The organism is Rhizobium sp. RHZ02 (genome assembly GCF_014851575.1).
Lineage (GTDB): Bacteria > Pseudomonadota > Alphaproteobacteria > Rhizobiales > Rhizobiaceae > Rhizobium > Rhizobium altiplani.
Genome location: NZ_JACUZX010000020.1, coordinates 58,830 through 75,588, shown reverse-complemented (window position 1 = coordinate 75,588; position 16,759 = coordinate 58,830). Strand labels below are relative to the sequence as shown.

Here is a 16,759-nt window from a genome sequence, read left to right as displayed (position 1 = left end):
TCACATTCCCGGAGGCCATCGCTGCCATGGCAAATCTTGCTCAATTGCTTGCATCCATCAAAATCCCGGACCTCGCCGGCAAGGCGGTTCTGATCACTGGCGCCTCGACCGGTATCGGTGCAGCGCTCGCCCGCGCCTTTGCCGTGCAGGACATGAAGGTTGGCATTCATTACAATGCGAGCCGGGAGCCCGCCGAAGCGCTTGCCGACGAAATCCGGGCAGCCGGCGCAACCGTGCACCTCGTTCACGGAGACGTGTCGAAAGAGGGCGAGACGGAACGTGTCGTCGAAGAGACGGCCAGAACCTTCGGGCATCTCGACGGGCTGGTAAACAATGCCGGCGGCATGCTCGGTCGCAAGCCAACCGCCGAATATACCGACGAGCACTACATGAAGGTCATGGATCTGAATGCCCGCTCGGTTCTCGCTGCAACGCGCGCTGCCCATCCATGGTTGAAGAAGCAGGGCGGCTTCATCATCAACACGACCTCGATCGCCGCCCGCAATGGTGGCGGCAATGGTGCCGTGCTCTATGCGGCATCGAAGGGCTTCGTCTCGACGATCACGCGCGGCCATGCCAAGGAGTTCGTTCCTGACCGCATTCGGGTCAACGCGGTGGCGCCGGGCGTCATCGCCACGCCGTTCCATGAGCGCTACACCAACGACGAACAGATGGAGCTCCAACGCAAGACGATTCCGATGGGTTTCGTCGGCACGCCGGAGGATTGCGTCGGCGCCTATCTCTTCCTGGCATCGCCGACGCTTTCCGGCTACGTCACCGGCCAGATCATCGAGGTCAATGGCGGCCAGCTGATGCCGTAAGCGTTGGCTTGCACAAAGAAAAACGGCGCGGACGATCTCCGCGCCGTTTTCGTTCTGCGATGGAAATCAGACGCGCTCGAGCGCGATGGCAATCCCCTGCCCGACGCCGATGCACATGGTCGACAGCGAGTAGCGCCCACTGGCTTCCCGCAGTTCCATTGCAGCCGTCCCCGTGATGCGCGCGCCGGACATGCCGAGCGGATGGCCAAGCGCAATGGCGCCGCCGTTGCGGTTCACACGGCCGTCATCGTCGGCTACGCCGAGTTCGCGCAGAACCGCCAGACACTGCGAGGCGAATGCCTCGTTGAGTTCGATGACGTCGAACTGATCCTGCGTCATGCCAAGCCGTGCCATCAGTTTGCGCGATGCCGGAACCGGGCCGATACCCATGATGCGCGGCGGCACGCCGGCAGCCGCTCCGCCCAGAATGCGGGCGATCGGTGTCAGTCCATACTTTCTGGCAGCAGCTTCGCTGGCAATGATCAGGGCGGCAGCGCCGTCATTTACACCGGAGGCATTGCCTGCTGTCACTGTCCCGCCCTCTTTCTTGAAGGGTGTGGCAAGCTTGGCAAGCGCTTCCATTGTCGTCGCGCGCGGATGCTCATCCTTCTCCACGATGACAGGATCGCCCTTGCGCTGGGGGATGGTGACGGAGGTGATTTCCTTTGCCAGCCGGCCATTGGCCTGCGCGGCCGCGGCCCTGGCCTGGCTTCGAACCGCAAAGGCGTCCTGATCCTGGCGCGAGACCTTGTAGTCCTCGGCGACGTTCTCGCCGGTCTCCGGCATGGAATCGACGCCGTACTGCTTCTTCATCAGGGGATTGATGAAACGCCAGCCGATCGTCGTGTCGTAGATCTCTGCGTGGCGGGAGAATGCCGTTTCCGCTTTCGGCATGACGAAGGGCGCGCGCGACATGCTTTCAACGCCGCCTGCAATCATCAGTTCGGCTTCGCCTGCCCTGATGGCGCGCGCAGCCGCGATGATGGCGTCCATGCCAGAACCACAGAGACGATTGATGGTCGTACCTGGCACCGAGACCGGCAGGCCCGCCAGCAGCGAGGACATGCGAGCGACATTGCGGTTGTCTTCGCCGGCCTGGTTGGCGCAACCGAAGATCACATCGTCAACCGCTTCCCAGTCGACATTGCCGTTGCGCTCAATCAGCGCCTTCAACGGCACGGCGCCGAGATCGTCAGCGCGAACCGCTGACAGCGAACCGCCGAAGCGCCCGATCGGGGTGCGGATATAGTCACAGATATAGGCTTCGGTCATCAGGCTTCTCCCTTAGAGTTCCGGGACGACGAGATCGGCAACCGGACCGTCGATGTAGAGGGGCGCGCCGGTCATCGCCTGCAATTCCTCGACCGTCATGGCGGCAAGCTTCTCGCGCAACACGAAACGGCCTTCCACAATGTCGATCACGGCATGGCTCGTATAGACGCGGGTGATGCAACCGACCCCGGTCAGCGGGAAGGTGCATTTGTCGACAAGCTTCGGCTCGCCGTTCTTGGTGACGTGCTCGGTAATGACGCAGACCTGCTTGGCGCCGTGCACGAGATCCATGGCGCCACCGACCGCCGGCACGCCCTTGGCGCCGACCCTCCAGTTGGCGAGGTCACCATTCTGCGCCACCTGGTAGGCGCCGAGGATCGCGACGTCGAGATGGCCGCCGCGAACCATGGCGAAACTGTCGGCATGGTGGAAGAAGGCCGAGCCGGGCTTCAACGTCACCGGCCGCTTGCCGGCATTGATGAGATCCCAGTTCTCCTCCCCGGCGGGCGGTGCCTCGCCGAAATCGAGGATGCCGTTCTCCGTATGGAAAATCGCCTGGCGGCCTGGCGGCTGATAGCGTGCCACCATTTCCGGAAAGCCGATGCCGAGGTTCACATAGGCACCGTCGGCAATGTCCTGGGCTGCGCGCCATGCGATGCTGGCATTGGAAAGCTTGATGTCTTCGCGGGTGTTGATGATGCTGATATCGACGGTCATTGATAGACCACTCCGGCTCGAACGAGCTCTTCTTCCTGGGCGGGATTGGCGACCTCGACGACACGGTCGACGAAGATGCCGGGGGTGACGACATGCTCGGGGTCGATGCCGCCGGCGGGAACGATGCTGGAAACCTGGACGATGGTCTTGCCCGCCGCCATGCACATCAGCGGATTGAAGTTGCGCGCCGCCTTGTTGTAGGTGAGGTTTCCGTGGGTGTCGCCAACATGGGCCTTGACGATGGCGAAATCCGCCTTCAACCAGCGCTCCTGCACATAATGCCGGCCGTCGAATTCAGCGATGACCTTGCCCTCGGCAAGTTCGGTGCCGTAACCCGTCGGCGTGTAGAAGGCCGGGATGCCGGCGCCGCCAGCGCGGATGCGCTCGGCAAGCGTTCCCTGAGGCACCAGCTCCAGCTCGATCTCTCCCGCAAGATACCTGTCCGTGAAGGCGCGCGGGTCGGACGAGCGCGGGAAGGAGCAGATCATCTTCCTCACCATGCCGGCGTCGATCATCGCGGCAATCCCAATGCGGCCGTTGCCGGCATTGTTGTTGATCACCGTGAGGTTCCTCGGCCCCTTGTCAATCAGGGCGTGGATCAGCTCGATAGGTGCGCCCGACCCGCCGAAGCCGCCGATCATGACGGTTGCTCCGTCTCCGATTTCGGAGATGGCCTCAGCCGTGCTCCCGATAGTCTTGTCCATGCTGGATCACTCCTTGCCGGCGAGATGCTCCTCTGCGCCCTTCACCGATGGATAAAACGCGGAGGCAGGGTGGGCAAGGCATTTTGTGCGGTATTTGACATTTGTTCGTATATCGCACAAAATAATGTGGCGAATGGCATTCTGACCGGGATCCGGCAATAACCTCGCGAGCAAAGGAGGAACCATGCGAGAAACTGATTTTGTCAGCGGCTTTGCCAGAGGACTGAAGGTCATCGAGGCGTTCGAGGAGACCCGCCAGCGGCTTTCGATCGCCGACGCCGCGAAGCTGACCGGCCTCGACCGCGCCACGGTGCGCAGGTCGCTGCTGACGCTGGCCGAACTCGGCTATGCCGAATATGACGGCAAGTTTTTCGCCCTGACGCCCAAGATCCTGCGGCTCGGGCACTCCTATCTCTCGGCAACGCCCCTGCCCGTCCTCATCCAGCCGCATCTCGATCAATTGTCGGAAAAAGCCGGGCAGAGCGCATCCGCCTCCGTGCTCGATGGCACGGAGATCGTCTATATCGCCCGCGCTTCGCAGCGGCGTGTCATGTCGATCAACCTGACGCCGGGCAGCCGCCTTCCCGCCTTCTGTGCCTCCATGGGTCGCGTCCTGCTGTCAGCGCTGCCGGAGGCCGAGGCCAGGGCAGTCCTTGCCCGCACCGACCTCAAGCAAAATACGCCAAACACCAAGACCGACGTCGAGGAACTGATGGCGGAGTTTCGGCGTGTGCGCGATCAGGGTTACGCCGTGATCGACCAGGAACTGGAAATCGGCCTCTGCTCCATTGCAGTTCCGGTCGAGAACGATCGCGGGCAGACGGTGGCGGCAATCAATATCGGCGCGCCTGCAGCCCATGCGCCAGCCGCGGAAATGCCGGCTCGCTACCTGCCGCTCCTTCGAGAGACACAGAAGGCGCTCAGCCTCGTGCTGCGCTAGGCACCAAGCTTCGCACGCTCCGCCATGCGCCATGATCGAGGCGTCTGGCCGGCTTGTTTGAGGAAGAAGCGCGAGAAATAGGCCGGGTCCGAAAACCCGAGCCGGTAGGCGATCTCCTGGACGCTGCCAAAGGTGAAGACCAACTCGCGTTTTGCCTCATCGAGGAGCTTTCGGGCAATCAACTCATGCGCACCGTAACCGCTCGTGGCGCGTACGATCCGGTTCAGGTGGGTCGGCGAGATGCCGAGCGCCCTGGCATAGAAAGCTGCCGGCTGATGCGATTTGAAATGCCGCTGGATCAGGCCGTGCAGCAGCTCCATGCGACGTTCATTCTCGTCGGCAGCCGCCTCGTCGTCCTGTCTTTCAGAGGAGAGACGCGCGGTCAGCAACAATGCCGACGTCAGGTAGGACTCGAGCAGGTCGTTGCGCCCGCTTTTGCGCTGCGCGAATTCGCGTCCGAGCCGCTTCAGGCAGGCAGCCACGTAGCGCGCCCCCTCATCGTCCATGTCGAGCCTGGTCAGATGCGGCGATGCCATCCACTCGCCGAGCCGGCTGCGGTCGCCGGGGATGGCCTTCAGATGCGAGCTCAACACCGTGATGACGACGCCGTCGATGTCCCTGGAGAAACGAAAACCGTGATCGAGGCCGGGGGGAACGGTAATGACCGACTGACCTTCGATCGGGTGCCAGGCGCCTGAGAACATTGCCTCGCCGGAGCCGCTATCGATGTACAATATCTGAAAGAAACTGTCGTGGCGATGTGGCCGGATCTCGAAATGATGCAGGCTGCTGCGGGCGGGAATTGTTTCGCAGTGCAGCCAAAACTCCGGCTTTTTGCCGGTACTCTCGCCGTAGAGCTCGTAGGTCGGCACAATCCTTACCATTCCTGCCTCCATCACCCGATGTTCGCTTTGTGCAATTTCATGATGGATTTGTCCATTGTTGATGGCGCCTTGCCCGGTCAAGATTTGACAAAAGACAAGTGCGGGAGGACACCATGCGCACCAAGGTAGCCATCATTGGCTCCGGCCCTTCAGGGCTTTTGCTTGGCCAGTTGCTGACGGAAGCCGGCATCGACAACGTCATCCTGGACCGCGTTGGCAAGGATTATATCCTTGGCCGCGTACGTGCCGGCGTGCTGGAGGAAGGAACCGTTGGACTTATCGATGAGGCAAAGGCTGGCGCGCGCATGCATGCCGAAGGTCTTTCGCATGACGGCTTTTCCCTTGCCTTCGACGGGCGCGACCATCGCATCGACCTGTTCGGTCTGACCGGCGGCAAGCGCGTCATGATCTACGGGCAAACGGAAGTCACCCGCGACCTGATGGAGCGACGCGAAGCCAGCGGCGCGCTGACGATCTATGAGGCAGCGAATGTCAAGCCGCACGATTTCGATGGAGCGGCCCCTTACGTCACCTACGAAAAGGATGGTGCCACGCGCCGCATCGACTGTGATTTCATCGCCGGCTGCGACGGTTTCCATGGCGCCAGCCGCAAGGCGGTTCCCGAAAAATCGTTGCGCACATTCGAGAAGATCTACCCCTTTGGATGGCTTGGAATTCTGGCCGAGGTCGCTCCCGTCAACCATGAGCTGATCTATGCCAACCACCCGCGGGGATTTGCGCTCTGTTCCATGCGCTCGGAGCATCGCAGCCGCTACTACATCCAGTGTCCGCTCGATGAAAAGGTCGAGGATTGGAGCGATGACCGCTTCTTTGACGAACTTCGCCGCCGCCTGCCTGCGCATCATGCCGATGCACTTGTGACCGCGCCTTCCTTCGAGAAGTCGATCGCACCGCTTCGCTCCTTCGTTGCCGAGCCGATGCGCTTTGGCCGCATGTTCCTTGTCGGCGATGCCGCCCATATTGTTCCGCCGACCGGTGCGAAAGGCCTCAATCTCGCCGCGAGCGACGTGCATTATCTGTTCTCGGGCCTGATCGAACACTACCAGGATCGTTCGAACGCAGGCATCGACACCTATTCCCAAAAGGCACTCGCCCGCGTTTGGAAGGCGGTCCGTTTCTCCTGGTGGATGACAACGATGATGCACCGGTTCCCCGATACCGGTGATTTCGACCAAAAGATTCAGGAAGCCGAACTCGACTATCTGACGCATTCACGCGCAGCTTCGACCGCGCTTGCGGAAAACTACGTCGGCCTTCCCTACTAATTTAGTTTCCCTTCCGCCATCCACGGAAGGGTGCACGGGGAGCGGCGGTGGTTCATGCGTCCCACCGCTGCTCGCCCGTCGATCGGCACCTTGTCGGCTGGCAGGCTTGCTGGCGTCAGACCTTGCGGAACTCGAGTTCGTAGACAACTTCCTCGCCGTTCTTTGGATCGACCCCAGGGGCGCCGCTGATGACAAGCCTGTTGCCGTCGATGGAGAACGGCCGGATCAGGTCGCTGACGCCCCAGGCCGGATTCCAGCTCGCGTCGACATGGTGCACCACGCGTCCATTCTCGAAGGTATAGGTTCCGGCATAGGCGAGCATGGAATCGAACAGCGCGACCTTTTCGGCGTCGGTCGGGACTTCGCCTTTCAGCGCCGGCCGTTCGCGGCTGACGACCACAGCCATTACCCGGCCATCCGGATGATAGGAAAGATATCCGACAGGGTCGGGTCCCATCGCATTCGTAACCAACCCGGTCGCAACAGCACGGCGCGTCCAGGATACCATTCTCCATGTTCCATGTAATGCGGCTGCACTTCCCATAGTGTGGCTCCCACGCGCAGTTGCACGAGCTGGACGATACCACGCAGGCCCTATCCGCAACAGGGTCGCTAGGTCTTGGCGGCAACCTCCATCGCCGCCTCCCGCAGCGTCTGCATGAGGATCGAAAGCGGCAGCGAGGGAATGGCGTCCGTGCGCATTGTCAGTCCAACCGGCCCTTTTGTTTCGCTGGTGTCAATCGGCAAGACTTCCAGGAGGCCGTCGGCGATATCGGTTGCGACCACACCTGTGGAAATGATCCAGATGGCGTTGCTCGACCGCACGAAGGCGCGGCCGAAGGAGTCAGACACCGTTTCGATCTGGTTCGGCAGACTGGCGACGCCGTTGGCAATCAGGAAGCCTTCCACGAAGGGGCGAATGATCGAGGCGCGCGTCGGCATCAGCACGGTATATTCACCGAGCTTCGCAAACAGCGACTGGCGCGATTTCAGCAGCGGATGGCCTGCACGAACCGCAAAGACGACCTGTTCGGAGTAAAGATGCTCGAAGGAAAAGCCGGCCATCTTTTCCGCGCCGGCAAGCCGCCCGACGACGAGATCGAGGTCGCCGACGCGCAGCTGCTCCAAGAGCACCGCATTCTCTCCCGTCACGATCTTGATGCGGCTCCAGGTGTTTTCCTTGAGGAAAAGCTCCATGGCGCGCGGCATGATCCGCGTCGAGACCGTCGGCAAGGCGCCGATCCGGATCGGCGGGGCCTCGCCGAAACGCTCCTGGGATACCGAATCAAGGCCCTGGCGCAAGGCCGTGAGCGCTGCTCCCGCATGGCGCAGAAAAACGTCGCCATAGCGGGTGATCTTGATGCCGCGCCCGTCGCGCTCGAAGACCGCAACGCCAAGCACCTCCTCCAGTTCGCGGATCGTCTTCGTCACCGCCGGCTGGCTGACATTGAGCAATCCGGCTGCCTTCATCACGCTTTTCTGCCGCGCCACCTCGACAAATGTCTGTAGATGACGAAACTTCACCCGACTGTCGATCATGGATTTCATAACTCCGGAGTTATCGAAATGCCACGAAATATCATTTTACCTAACCAGATTAAACATCCAATTTGAACCAGGGTCTGTGTCGGCCCCTCTCATTCAAGTCGGCCGCGACTTGCATGGTGACCGGCACGGAGAGGAGATTTGCCGTGCAGTTTGCCCGTATCAACGACATCGCGATCCACTACCAGCTGATCAGCGGCCCCGCTGACAAGCCGGTCATCGTCTTTGCTAATTCGCTTGGCACCGATTTTCGCATCTGGCGCGACGTGATCGTACGACTGGCCGGGGACTACGCGATCATTGTCTACGACAAGCGAGGCCACGGGCTTTCCGATGTCGGCCAGGTTCCCTATTCGATCGAAGATCATGCTTCCGATCTTGCCGGCCTGCTCGATCTTCTGGCGGTCAAGCAGGCCTTCATCTGCGGTCTTTCCGTGGGCGGGCTGATTGCTCAGGCGCTCTACAAGGCGCGGCCCGACATGGTGCAGGGACTGATCCTTTGCGATACGGCGCACAAGATCGGCACCACCGAGAGCTGGAATACACGGATTGAAACCGTCGCCAGCAAGGGTATTGCGAGCATCGTCGACGGCGTCATGAAGCTCTGGTTCACGCCGGCTTTCCGGCGACCTGAGAACACGGCTTATCACGGCTACAGCAACATGCTCGTGCGCCAGCCGGTGGAAGGCTACCTTGCCACCTGCGAGGCAATCCGCGATGCCGACTACACGGACGTGGCCTCCAGGATCAGCGTTCCGACGATCTGCATTGTCGGTGATCAGGACGGCTCGACGCCGCCCGATCTCGTCAAGTCGACGGCCAGGCTCATTCCCAACGCCCGCTTCGAGATCATACGCGATGCGGGCCATATCCCTTGCGTCGAGCAGCCGGAAGCGCTGACGGCAATCATTCGCGCATTCATCGATTTCGCATTGCATGGAGAAAAGAGCTCATGAGTGAACTCCACCAGCCGTCGAAGCGCTTCGAGCAGGGTATGGCGACGCGGCGTGCCGTGCTGGGCGATGCCCATGTCGATCGCGCCGAATCAAGCTCGACCCCGTTTGACAAGCCGTTCCAGGACCTGATCACGGAAGCCGCCTGGGGACATGTCTGGTCGCGCCCGACACTGACGCGCCGCGAGCGGTCGATCGTGACGATCGCGCTTCTGGCAGCACTTGGCCAGGACGACGAGGTGGCGATGCATGTCCGCGCCACCGCCAACACCGGCGCCTCGCGCGATGATATTTGCGAAGCGTTGCTGCACGTGGCGATCTATGCCGGCGTTCCCGCCGCCAATCACGCCATCAAGATCGCCAAGCATGTTTTCGAACAGATGGACGCCGGCAAGGCGGCCTGAAAGGCATAGGATGTCCGATCTTCCCAACCGCATTCCCGAAACCGGCGCATTCTTCGCGCGAGACCGCGAATGGCATGCGCCTGCCTTCACCCCAGGCTACAAGACCTCGGTCCTGCGTTCGCCGCAGCGCGCGCTGTTGTCGCTTGACGGAACGATTTCGGAAATCACCGGGCCGGTCTTCGGCCACTCCGTCATCGGTGAGCTCGACAACGACCTGATCCACAACTTCGCCAAGCCGGGCGAAAGTGCCATCGGCGAGCGCATTATCGTCCACGGCCGTGTGCTCGACGAACGTGCACGCCCGGTACCCGGTGCCCTTGTCGAGTTCTGGCAGGCCAATGCCGGCGGGCGCTATCGGCACAAGAAGGAAACCTATCTCGCCGCCATCGATCCGAACTTCGGCGGATGCGGGCGCTGCATCACCGATGAGCATGGTCAGTATGCGTTTCGCACGGTTCGCCCGGGAGCCTATCCCTGGCCCAACGGCGTCAACGACTGGCGCCCGGCCCATATCCACTTCTCGATCTTCGGCCATGGCTTTTCCCAGCGTCTGATCACGCAGATGTATTTCGAGGGTGATCCGATGATCTGGAAGTGTCCGATCGTCGGCACGATCCCCGACAAGCGCGCCATCGAGCAATTGATTGCGCCGCTCGACTGGGGCAACACGATTCCGATGGATGCGCGCGCCTACAAGTTCGACATCGTTTTGCGCGGCCGCCGCTCGACGATGTTCGAAAACCGCATGGAGGGGAACTGATGGTTCAGGAACTCGGCTATCTCAAGGAAACGCCCTCGCAGACGGCAGGCCCCTATGTCCATATCGGCCTGACCCCGAACTTCTGTGACATCAAGGGCGTCTATGAAAATGACCTCGGAACGGTGATGGTCAACGACAAGACGCTTGGCGAGCGCATCACGGTGACAGGCCGCGTTTTTGACGGTGCCGGTGCTCTGGTGCGCGATGCAGTCATCGAAATCTGGCAGGCCGACGGCGCCGGCCTCTATAACAGCCCGTCGGAGATGCGGGGCACGGCAGATCCGAACTTTACCGGCTGGGGCCGTTGCCCGACACGCGCCGAAGACGGCGTTTTCACCTTCGACACCGTCAAGCCGGGCCGCGTTCCCTTCAAGGACGGCCGCAAGATGGCGCCACACATCACCTTCTGGATCGTCGCACGCGGCATCAACATCGGCCTGCATACGCGCATGTATTTTCCAGAGGAGGCAGAGGCCAACAAGGCCGACCCGCTGCTTCTGCGCATCGAGCACCGGGAACGCGTCGACACGCTGATCGCCCAACGTGACGGATCGACCTATACTTTCGACATCCGGCTGCAGGGCGACCGGGAGACCGTGTTCCTCGATATCTGACCGGAGGGACTTGCGTTAAGGACATTGCAGGCGCAGTTGTCGGTCGCAGCAAGAAAGACACCGATGACCATCTCAGCCTTTGATCACCCGTTTCTGTCCGGCCTGCTCGGCGACGAGGAGACGGCTTCGTATTTCTCCGCGGCGGCAGATATTCGCGCCATGCTCGGGTTCGAAGCAGCACTCGCCAGGGCCGAGGCCATTCACGGTCTGATTTCGCATGAAGCGGCACGCCATATCGGCACGGTCTGCGCAACGTTTGAACCGAATGTCCTCAATCTGAGAACGGCCACGGCCCGCGACGGAGTTGTGGTTGCCGATCTTGTCAAACAGCTGCGCGAGGCAGTCGGGGAGCCGTACTTTGATTGCGTTCACCTCGGCGCCACGAGCCAGGATGTCATCGATACCAGCCTGATGGTTCGCCTGAAGGCAATCACGTTCCTGTTTTCAAATCGGCTCACGAAGCTTGCCAAGGTGTTCGACAGTCTCGACGCGCAGTTCGGGAAAAGCGCTTTGATGGGGCGGACCCGCATGCAGGCTGCGATCGCGATCACAGTCTCTGATCGTCTTCGCGCCTGGCGCGCACCGCTTGCCGGTTATCGGGACCGGCTGACCGAACAGGGCTTTCCCCTGCAGTTCGGCGGGGCAGCCGGTACTCTCGACAAGCTTCAGGATCTTGCCCCAGCCGTGCGCTCAGCCCTGGCCCAGGAGCTCGGCCTCTCAGACACGCCGCAATGGCAAAGCCAACGCGGGGTCGTCGCGGATTTCGCCAATCTGCTGTCGCTCATCGGTGGCAGCCTTGGCAAATTCGGGCAGGATGTCGCGCTTCTGGCGCAGGCGGGCGATGAGATCGAGCTATCAGGGGGGGGCGGTTCGTCCGCAATGGCGCACAAGCAAAACCCGGTCGCAGCCGAAACGCTCGTTGCTCTGGCGCGCTTCAATGCGACCCAACTCTCCGGCATGCATCAGTCGCTGGTGCACGAACAGGAGCGATCGGGCGCGGCGTGGACGCTGGAATGGCTCATTCTGCCGCAAATGGTCATGGCGACGGCCACTTCGCTTCGCCTGGCGCTTGAACTGGCCGGCAATATCAAGCGAATTGGGCACAAATCATAACCCCCGAGGTATGATTTTTGCCGTTTATTTCATTTTACATTACCGTTTTGAATGAGACACTATCGCCAAGGCTTTAGCTGTGAACTAAAGCGGCGTAGGAGTGCGCCATCGTCAATGGGAGGATTTATGAAACGGTTTGTCCTGGCCGCCGTTGCGGCAGTCGTCATGAGCACAGCGGCCTATGCCGATACCATCAAGGTCGGCGTCGTCGGGCCGTTCTCTGGTCCGTTCGCCCTGCAGGGCAAGAACTTCAAAGCCGGTATCGATGCCTACATGGCGATCAACGGCAACAAGGTCGGCGACAACACCGTCGAAGTGATCTATCGCGATCTGCCCGCGGCCGATCCGGCGCAGTCGAAGGCGCTGGCGCAGGAGCTGGTCGTCAAGGAAAAGGTCCAGTACCTCGCGGGATTCTATTTCACGCCTGACGCGATGGCCGTGACGCCGATCCTGAAGCAGGCGAATACGCCGCTCGTCATCATGAACGCGGCCACATCGGCAATCGTCACCAAGAGCCCGCTGGTGGTGCGCACCTCGTTTACGACGTGGCAGACCTCGACGCCGATCGCCAAGGTTGCCCATGACGCCGGCGTCAGCAAGGTCATCTCCGTTGTCAGCGACTACGGTCCGGGCGTCGACGCCGAGAATGCCTTCAAGGCAGCCTTCGAGAAGGAAGGCGGTCAGGTCGTCGAGGCAATCCGCATGCCGCTCTCGACCAACGATTTCAGCCCGATCATGCAGCGGGTCAAGGATTCCGGCGCGCAGGGCGTTTTCGCCTTCCTGCCATCCGGTCCGACGACGCTCGGCTTCGTCAAGGCCTACAATGAAAACGGCCTCAAGGCTGCCGGTATCAAGTTCTTTGCGCCAGGTGACCTGACGCAGGAATCCGATCTTCCGGCACTTGGCGATGCTGCTCTCGGCATTCAGACAACCTTCCATTATGCCGTCTCGCATGATTCGCCGGAGAACAAGGCGTTTGTCGAGGCTGCAGCCAAGGCAATCGGCAGCAAGGCGGAACTGTCCTTCCCGGCCGTCGGTGCCTATGACGGCATGAACGTCATCTACAAGATGATCGGGGCGACCGGCGGCAAGCAGGATGCAGCCAAGGCAGTCGAGGCAGTCAAGGGCCTGACCTGGGTCAGCCCGCGCGGTCCGGTCTCGATCGATCCGGAAAGCCGCCATATCACGCAGAACATCTACCTGCGCGAAGTCACCAAGGCCGATGATGGCACCTATTACAACAAGGAAGTCCAGACGTTCGAAAAGCAGGGCGACCCTGGCCTTGCGGCTGCGAAGTAGAGACCTCTGACATCTGCAGCGGACCGGGATGCTTGCGGCGCCGAGCGCGCTCTAAGCACCGCAATGCCGGCCCGCTCCAACAGCATCGGGATAGCCTCATGCAAACAGTCTTCAGCATAGCCGTCGATGCGCTTGCCTATGGCATGGTGCTGTTCGTCATCTCGATCGGTCTGTCGGTAACCATGGGATTGATGCGCGTCGTCAATCTCGCCCACGGCGCCTTCGCCATGATCGGCGGTTACATCGCGTCCTATGCCGCGCGCGATCTCGGGCTTGGCTACGGTGTTGCGGTGCTTGCCTCTGTCGTTGGGACCGTCATCATCGCAATTCCTGTCGAACGCTTTCTCTACAGGCGGATTTATGGGGCGCCAGAGCTGACGCAGGTGCTGATGACGATCGGCATTACCTTCTGCATCATCGGCATTGCCAATTACGTGTTTGGTCCAACCCTGAAGACGATCCCGCTGCCATCGGGACTTCAGGGCTCGGCGGACCTTGGCTTCCGAACCATCCCTGTCCACCGCCTGTTTGCTATCCTTTGCGGTCTCGCAGTCGCCGGCGGACTTTGGTATGCGATCGAAAGGACCAGCTTTGGCGTGAAGCTGCGCGCCTCCGTCGACAATGCGGCGATGGCGGCAGCACTCGGGGTACGCACCGAGATCGTCTATGCGCTAAGTTTTGCCGTTGCCGTTGGCCTTGCCGCATTCGGCGGGGTTGTCGGCGCCGAACTGCTGCCGGTCGAACCCTACTACGCACTGCGCTATATGGTGACCTTCCTCGTGGTCGTTTCGGTCGGCGGTGCGGGGTCCATCCCGGGCGCATTGATCGCCTGCCTCGTGCTCGGCGGCATCGATACGACAGGACGCTACCTGATGCCGGAATTCGGCGAATTCTTCTTCTACCTCGCGGTCATTGCGATCATCTGCATCTTCCCGCGCGGTCTGGCGGGAAGGACGAAATAGAATGGCTGCCGTCATGAACACTGAAGCAGGTGTTTCCGCCTCCGCCCGCCTCCATCGATCGCTCGGCCGTGATGCGGCAGGCGCTGCGGCGATCCTGGTCGTTGCCGTCGTCGGCTACTTCCTGTTTCCGGATAATCTTGCGCTGCTTACCCGCATCGTCGCCGTCGCCCTGCTTGTTCTCTCGCTTGATCTTGTCACGGGCTATTGCGGCGTCGCGACGCTTGGACACGCGGCCCTCTTCGGTTCGGGCGCCTATGCCGCGGGTATTCTCTCGGCGCATTATGGCATCAATGATCCGCTGCTGATGACCCTTGCGGGCATCGCTGGCGGTGCTGTCGCGGGACTGATCAGCGGTATCATTATCCTGCGTGGCCATGGCCTGCCGCAGCTCGTCCTGTCGATCGCGCTCATCCATCTCTTCCACGAGTTCGCCAACAAGGCGTCCAGCTGGACCGGCGGGAGCGACGGTCTGTCCGGGATCTCTGCCGACCCTATCCTCGGATATTTCGAATTCGATCTCTATGGCCATACAGCCTACGTCTTTGCGATTGTCCTGCTGCTCATCGTCTTTGTGCTTCTGCGTCTCATCGTGCGCTCGCCCTTTGGCATGTTGTGCCGTGGCATAAAGGAGGATCCGTTGCGCATTAGGGCCATGGGGGCCTCGCCAAAGGCTGCCCTGATGAAGATGTATGTGATCTCGGGTGCGGTCGCCGGCGTCGGTGGGGCACTTAACGCCATCACCACACAGGTCGTTGGCCTCGACAGTCTCTCCTTCACCCTGTCGGCGGAGTCACTGGTCATGCTCGTTCTTGGTGGCACGGGCTCACTGTTCGGCGGGCTTTCCGGCACGGTGATCTTCATGCTCTTCGAGGACTATGTCTCGGCGGCAAACCCATTCCACTGGCTGACGATGGTGGGCGCGCTTTTGATCGCCGTCGTCCTTTTCGCACCGAAGGGGCTCTACGGCTCCGCCGCAGCCTTCTTTAACCGCAGGAAGGAGGCGGGACAATGAACGCCTTCTTCGAAGTTGCCAACCTGAAGAAATCCTTCGGCGGCCTTGCCGTGACAAACGATGTCTCGCTGTCTATGGCGCCGGGCGATCGCGTGGCGCTGATCGGACCGAATGGTGCTGGCAAAACGACCTTCGTCAATCTCGTGACCGGCAACTTGCAGCCCGATTCCGGCGATGTCCGGCTTGCGGGCGAGACTGTCACCAAGGTTGGTGCCAATGGCCGTGTCAAGCGCGGCCTGGTGCGGTCCTTCCAGGTTACCCGGCTCTTCCTCGAGATGACGTCGGCCGAGCATGTCGCCCTTGCCATCCTCCAGCGTCAAGGACGCACGGGGCGCATGTTCGGGAATTTTCTTGCCATGCCCGATGTGATGGATGAAGTCAGCGAGCTGCTCAGTACGCTGGGGATCGCCCACCTCATGCATCGCAAGGTGAATGAGATTGCGTACGGCCAGCAGCGGCTCCTGGAAATCGCCGTTGCGATGGCCCTGCGGCCAAAGGTGCTCCTGCTTGACGAGCCGGCCGCCGGTGTTCCCCAGAGTGACACCGGTCGCATCGAGCAGGCGCTCGCCGACCTGCCCGCCGATCTCGCTGTGTTGATGATCGAGCACGACATGGATCTTGTTTTCCGTTTCGCCAAGCGCGTTGTCGTTCTCGCGGCAGGCACGATCATCTTTGATGGATCGCCCGCCGACGTTACCAAGGATGCCCGCGTTCGCGAGGCCTATCTCGGGAGCTATGCCAATGCCAGCCACGCCGCTTGAGGTCGAAAATCTGTCGGCCGGCTACGGGCCGACACGGGTTCTCGAAGGCATCTCATTCTCCGTTCCATCAGGCGCGCGCCTTGCCGTTCTAGGCCGCAACGGCATGGGCAAGACCACCCTGCTTGCGACGCTCGCCGGGCAGACCAAACGCTACGACGGCACGATCCGGATCGGTGGTGCCGACGTGACGGCCATGCCAAGTGCGTCACGCGCGCACAAGGGACTGGGCTATGTTCCGCAGGCGCGCTGCATCTTTCCGACATTGACGGTGGAGGAGAACCTCTTCGTCGGCCTCAAGGGCCGGCCGAAGAGCGCGCTTGAGGAAGCCTATGGCATGTTCCCGCGCCTGAAGGAGCGACGCCGCAATCTTGGCAACCAGCTTTCGGGCGGCGAACAGCAGATGCTGTCGACGGCTCGCACGATCCTTGGTCGTCCGTCGGTGCTTCTGCTTGACGAGCCGCTGGAGGGCCTGGCACCCGTCATCTGCGAGGAGCTCATGGCTGCGTTCGCCGAGCTCGCGAAGACCGGCGACATGACGATCCTGCTGGTTGAACAACGCATCCAGAGCGCGCTTGATTTTGCCGACCATGTGATCGTGCTGGAGCGCGGGCGCCTCGCCTGGGCCGGGACGCCAAAGGCGCTGTCGGACGATCACGCGGCTGTCGAGCGCTTGCTTGGCGTTGGCGGTCTGCATTAGGCGGAGCAACTACGG

19 protein-coding genes are annotated in these 16,759 nt (G+C 61.4%); 13 read left to right on the top strand and 6 right to left on the bottom strand.

The window, feature by feature from the left end; genetic code table 11:
- Positions 1-26: 26 nt before the first annotated feature.
- The gene (locus IB244_RS23135; protein WP_192305760.1) at positions 27-821 is read left to right on the top strand and encodes an SDR family NAD(P)-dependent oxidoreductase; all 795 of its coding nucleotides are present in this window, start codon (positions 27-29) and stop codon (positions 819-821) included.
- 66 nt (positions 822-887) lie between these two features.
- Here IB244_RS23135 and pcaF read toward each other — a convergent pair whose 3' ends face one another.
- From pcaF to IB244_RS23120, 3 genes are read right to left on the bottom strand one after another with little or no spacing between them, the layout of a single operon-like run.
- On the bottom strand, positions 888-2,093 hold the full coding sequence (pcaF, locus tag IB244_RS23130) for a 3-oxoadipyl-CoA thiolase (protein WP_192305758.1): 1,206 nt from the start codon (positions 2,091-2,093) through the stop codon (positions 888-890).
- 12 nt (positions 2,094-2,105) lie between these two features.
- Positions 2,106-2,810 carry a 3-oxoacid CoA-transferase subunit B gene (locus tag IB244_RS23125; protein WP_113161389.1) on the bottom strand — a complete coding sequence of 235 codons (705 nt, stop codon included), beginning with the start codon at positions 2,808-2,810 and terminating at the stop codon, positions 2,106-2,108.
- Positions 2,807-3,514 (bottom strand): 3-oxoacid CoA-transferase subunit A, encoded by a 708-nt coding sequence (locus tag IB244_RS23120; RefSeq protein WP_169680117.1) that lies wholly within the window; start codon positions 3,512-3,514, stop codon positions 2,807-2,809. Before IB244_RS23120 ends, IB244_RS23125 begins: the two co-directional genes overlap by 4 nt.
- Positions 3,515-3,698: 184 nt before the next feature.
- Between IB244_RS23120 and IB244_RS23115 the strand changes: the two genes are divergently transcribed.
- Entirely contained in the window at positions 3,699-4,454 is a 756-nt protein-coding gene (locus IB244_RS23115) for an IclR family transcriptional regulator C-terminal domain-containing protein (RefSeq protein ID WP_018856632.1), read from the top strand.
- Here IB244_RS23115 and IB244_RS23110 read toward each other — a convergent pair.
- Complete coding sequence (locus IB244_RS23110) at positions 4,451-5,338, bottom strand: helix-turn-helix domain-containing protein (RefSeq protein WP_192305756.1); 888 nt, start codon at positions 5,336-5,338, stop codon at positions 4,451-4,453. The two genes, IB244_RS23115 and IB244_RS23110, sit on opposite strands and share 4 nt — an antisense overlap.
- Positions 5,339-5,451: 113 nt before the next feature.
- Here IB244_RS23110 and pobA point away from each other — a divergent pair, with 113 nt between their 5' ends.
- Complete coding sequence (gene pobA, locus IB244_RS23105) at positions 5,452-6,624, top strand: 4-hydroxybenzoate 3-monooxygenase (protein ID WP_192305754.1); 1,173 nt, start codon at positions 5,452-5,454, stop codon at positions 6,622-6,624.
- Positions 6,625-6,739: 115 nt separating this feature from the next.
- On the opposite strand, the gene IB244_RS23100 is transcribed toward pobA, so the two are convergent.
- A complete protein-coding gene (locus IB244_RS23100; protein ID WP_192240038.1) occupies positions 6,740-7,168 on the bottom strand; it encodes a lipocalin-like domain-containing protein in 429 nt (142 codons plus the stop codon).
- Between the two features lie 68 nt (positions 7,169-7,236).
- Entirely contained in the window at positions 7,237-8,163 is a 927-nt protein-coding gene (gene pcaQ, locus IB244_RS23095; RefSeq protein WP_192305752.1) for a pca operon transcription factor PcaQ, read from the bottom strand.
- 152 nt (positions 8,164-8,315) lie between these two features.
- Between pcaQ and pcaD the strand changes: the two genes are divergently transcribed.
- The 10 genes from pcaD (at position 8,316) to IB244_RS23045 (ending at position 16,744) form a co-directional block, all read left to right on the top strand.
- The gene (gene pcaD, locus IB244_RS23090) at positions 8,316-9,125 is read left to right on the top strand and encodes a 3-oxoadipate enol-lactonase (RefSeq protein ID WP_192305750.1); all 810 of its coding nucleotides are present in this window, start codon (positions 8,316-8,318) and stop codon (positions 9,123-9,125) included.
- Positions 9,122-9,526, top strand: coding sequence for a 4-carboxymuconolactone decarboxylase (gene pcaC, locus IB244_RS23085; RefSeq protein WP_018856638.1), 405 nt, complete (start codon positions 9,122-9,124; stop codon positions 9,524-9,526). The genes pcaD and pcaC overlap by 4 nt, the downstream gene beginning before the upstream one ends.
- A gap of 10 nt (positions 9,527-9,536) precedes the next feature.
- Entirely contained in the window at positions 9,537-10,286 is a 750-nt protein-coding gene (gene pcaH / locus IB244_RS23080; RefSeq protein ID WP_192305748.1) for a protocatechuate 3,4-dioxygenase subunit beta, read from the top strand.
- On the top strand, positions 10,286-10,900 hold the full coding sequence (pcaG, locus tag IB244_RS23075) for a protocatechuate 3,4-dioxygenase subunit alpha (RefSeq protein WP_018856640.1): 615 nt from the start codon (positions 10,286-10,288) through the stop codon (positions 10,898-10,900). Before pcaH ends, pcaG begins: the two co-directional genes overlap by 1 nt.
- 63 nt (positions 10,901-10,963) lie before the next feature.
- Positions 10,964-12,013 (top strand): 3-carboxy-cis,cis-muconate cycloisomerase, encoded by a 1,050-nt coding sequence (locus IB244_RS23070; RefSeq protein ID WP_169683736.1) that lies wholly within the window; start codon positions 10,964-10,966, stop codon positions 12,011-12,013.
- A 126-nt stretch (positions 12,014-12,139) separates the two neighbouring features.
- On the top strand, positions 12,140-13,312 hold the full coding sequence (locus tag IB244_RS23065) for an ABC transporter substrate-binding protein (protein ID WP_192305746.1): 1,173 nt from the start codon (positions 12,140-12,142) through the stop codon (positions 13,310-13,312).
- A 98-nt stretch (positions 13,313-13,410) separates the two neighbouring features.
- Positions 13,411-14,274 (top strand): branched-chain amino acid ABC transporter permease, encoded by an 864-nt coding sequence (locus IB244_RS23060; RefSeq protein WP_192305744.1) that lies wholly within the window; start codon positions 13,411-13,413, stop codon positions 14,272-14,274.
- A gap of 1 nt (position 14,275) precedes the next feature.
- Positions 14,276-15,286: a branched-chain amino acid ABC transporter permease gene (locus IB244_RS23055; protein ID WP_192305742.1), complete on the top strand. Its 1,011-nt coding sequence runs from the start codon at positions 14,276-14,278 to the stop codon at positions 15,284-15,286.
- Positions 15,283-16,047: an ABC transporter ATP-binding protein gene (locus IB244_RS23050; protein WP_192305739.1), complete on the top strand. Its 765-nt coding sequence runs from the start codon at positions 15,283-15,285 to the stop codon at positions 16,045-16,047. Before IB244_RS23055 ends, IB244_RS23050 begins: the two co-directional genes overlap by 4 nt.
- The gene (locus tag IB244_RS23045) at positions 16,028-16,744 is read left to right on the top strand and encodes an ABC transporter ATP-binding protein (protein WP_113161401.1); all 717 of its coding nucleotides are present in this window, start codon (positions 16,028-16,030) and stop codon (positions 16,742-16,744) included. The genes IB244_RS23050 and IB244_RS23045 overlap by 20 nt, the downstream gene beginning before the upstream one ends.
- Positions 16,745-16,759: the final 15 nt, after the last annotated feature.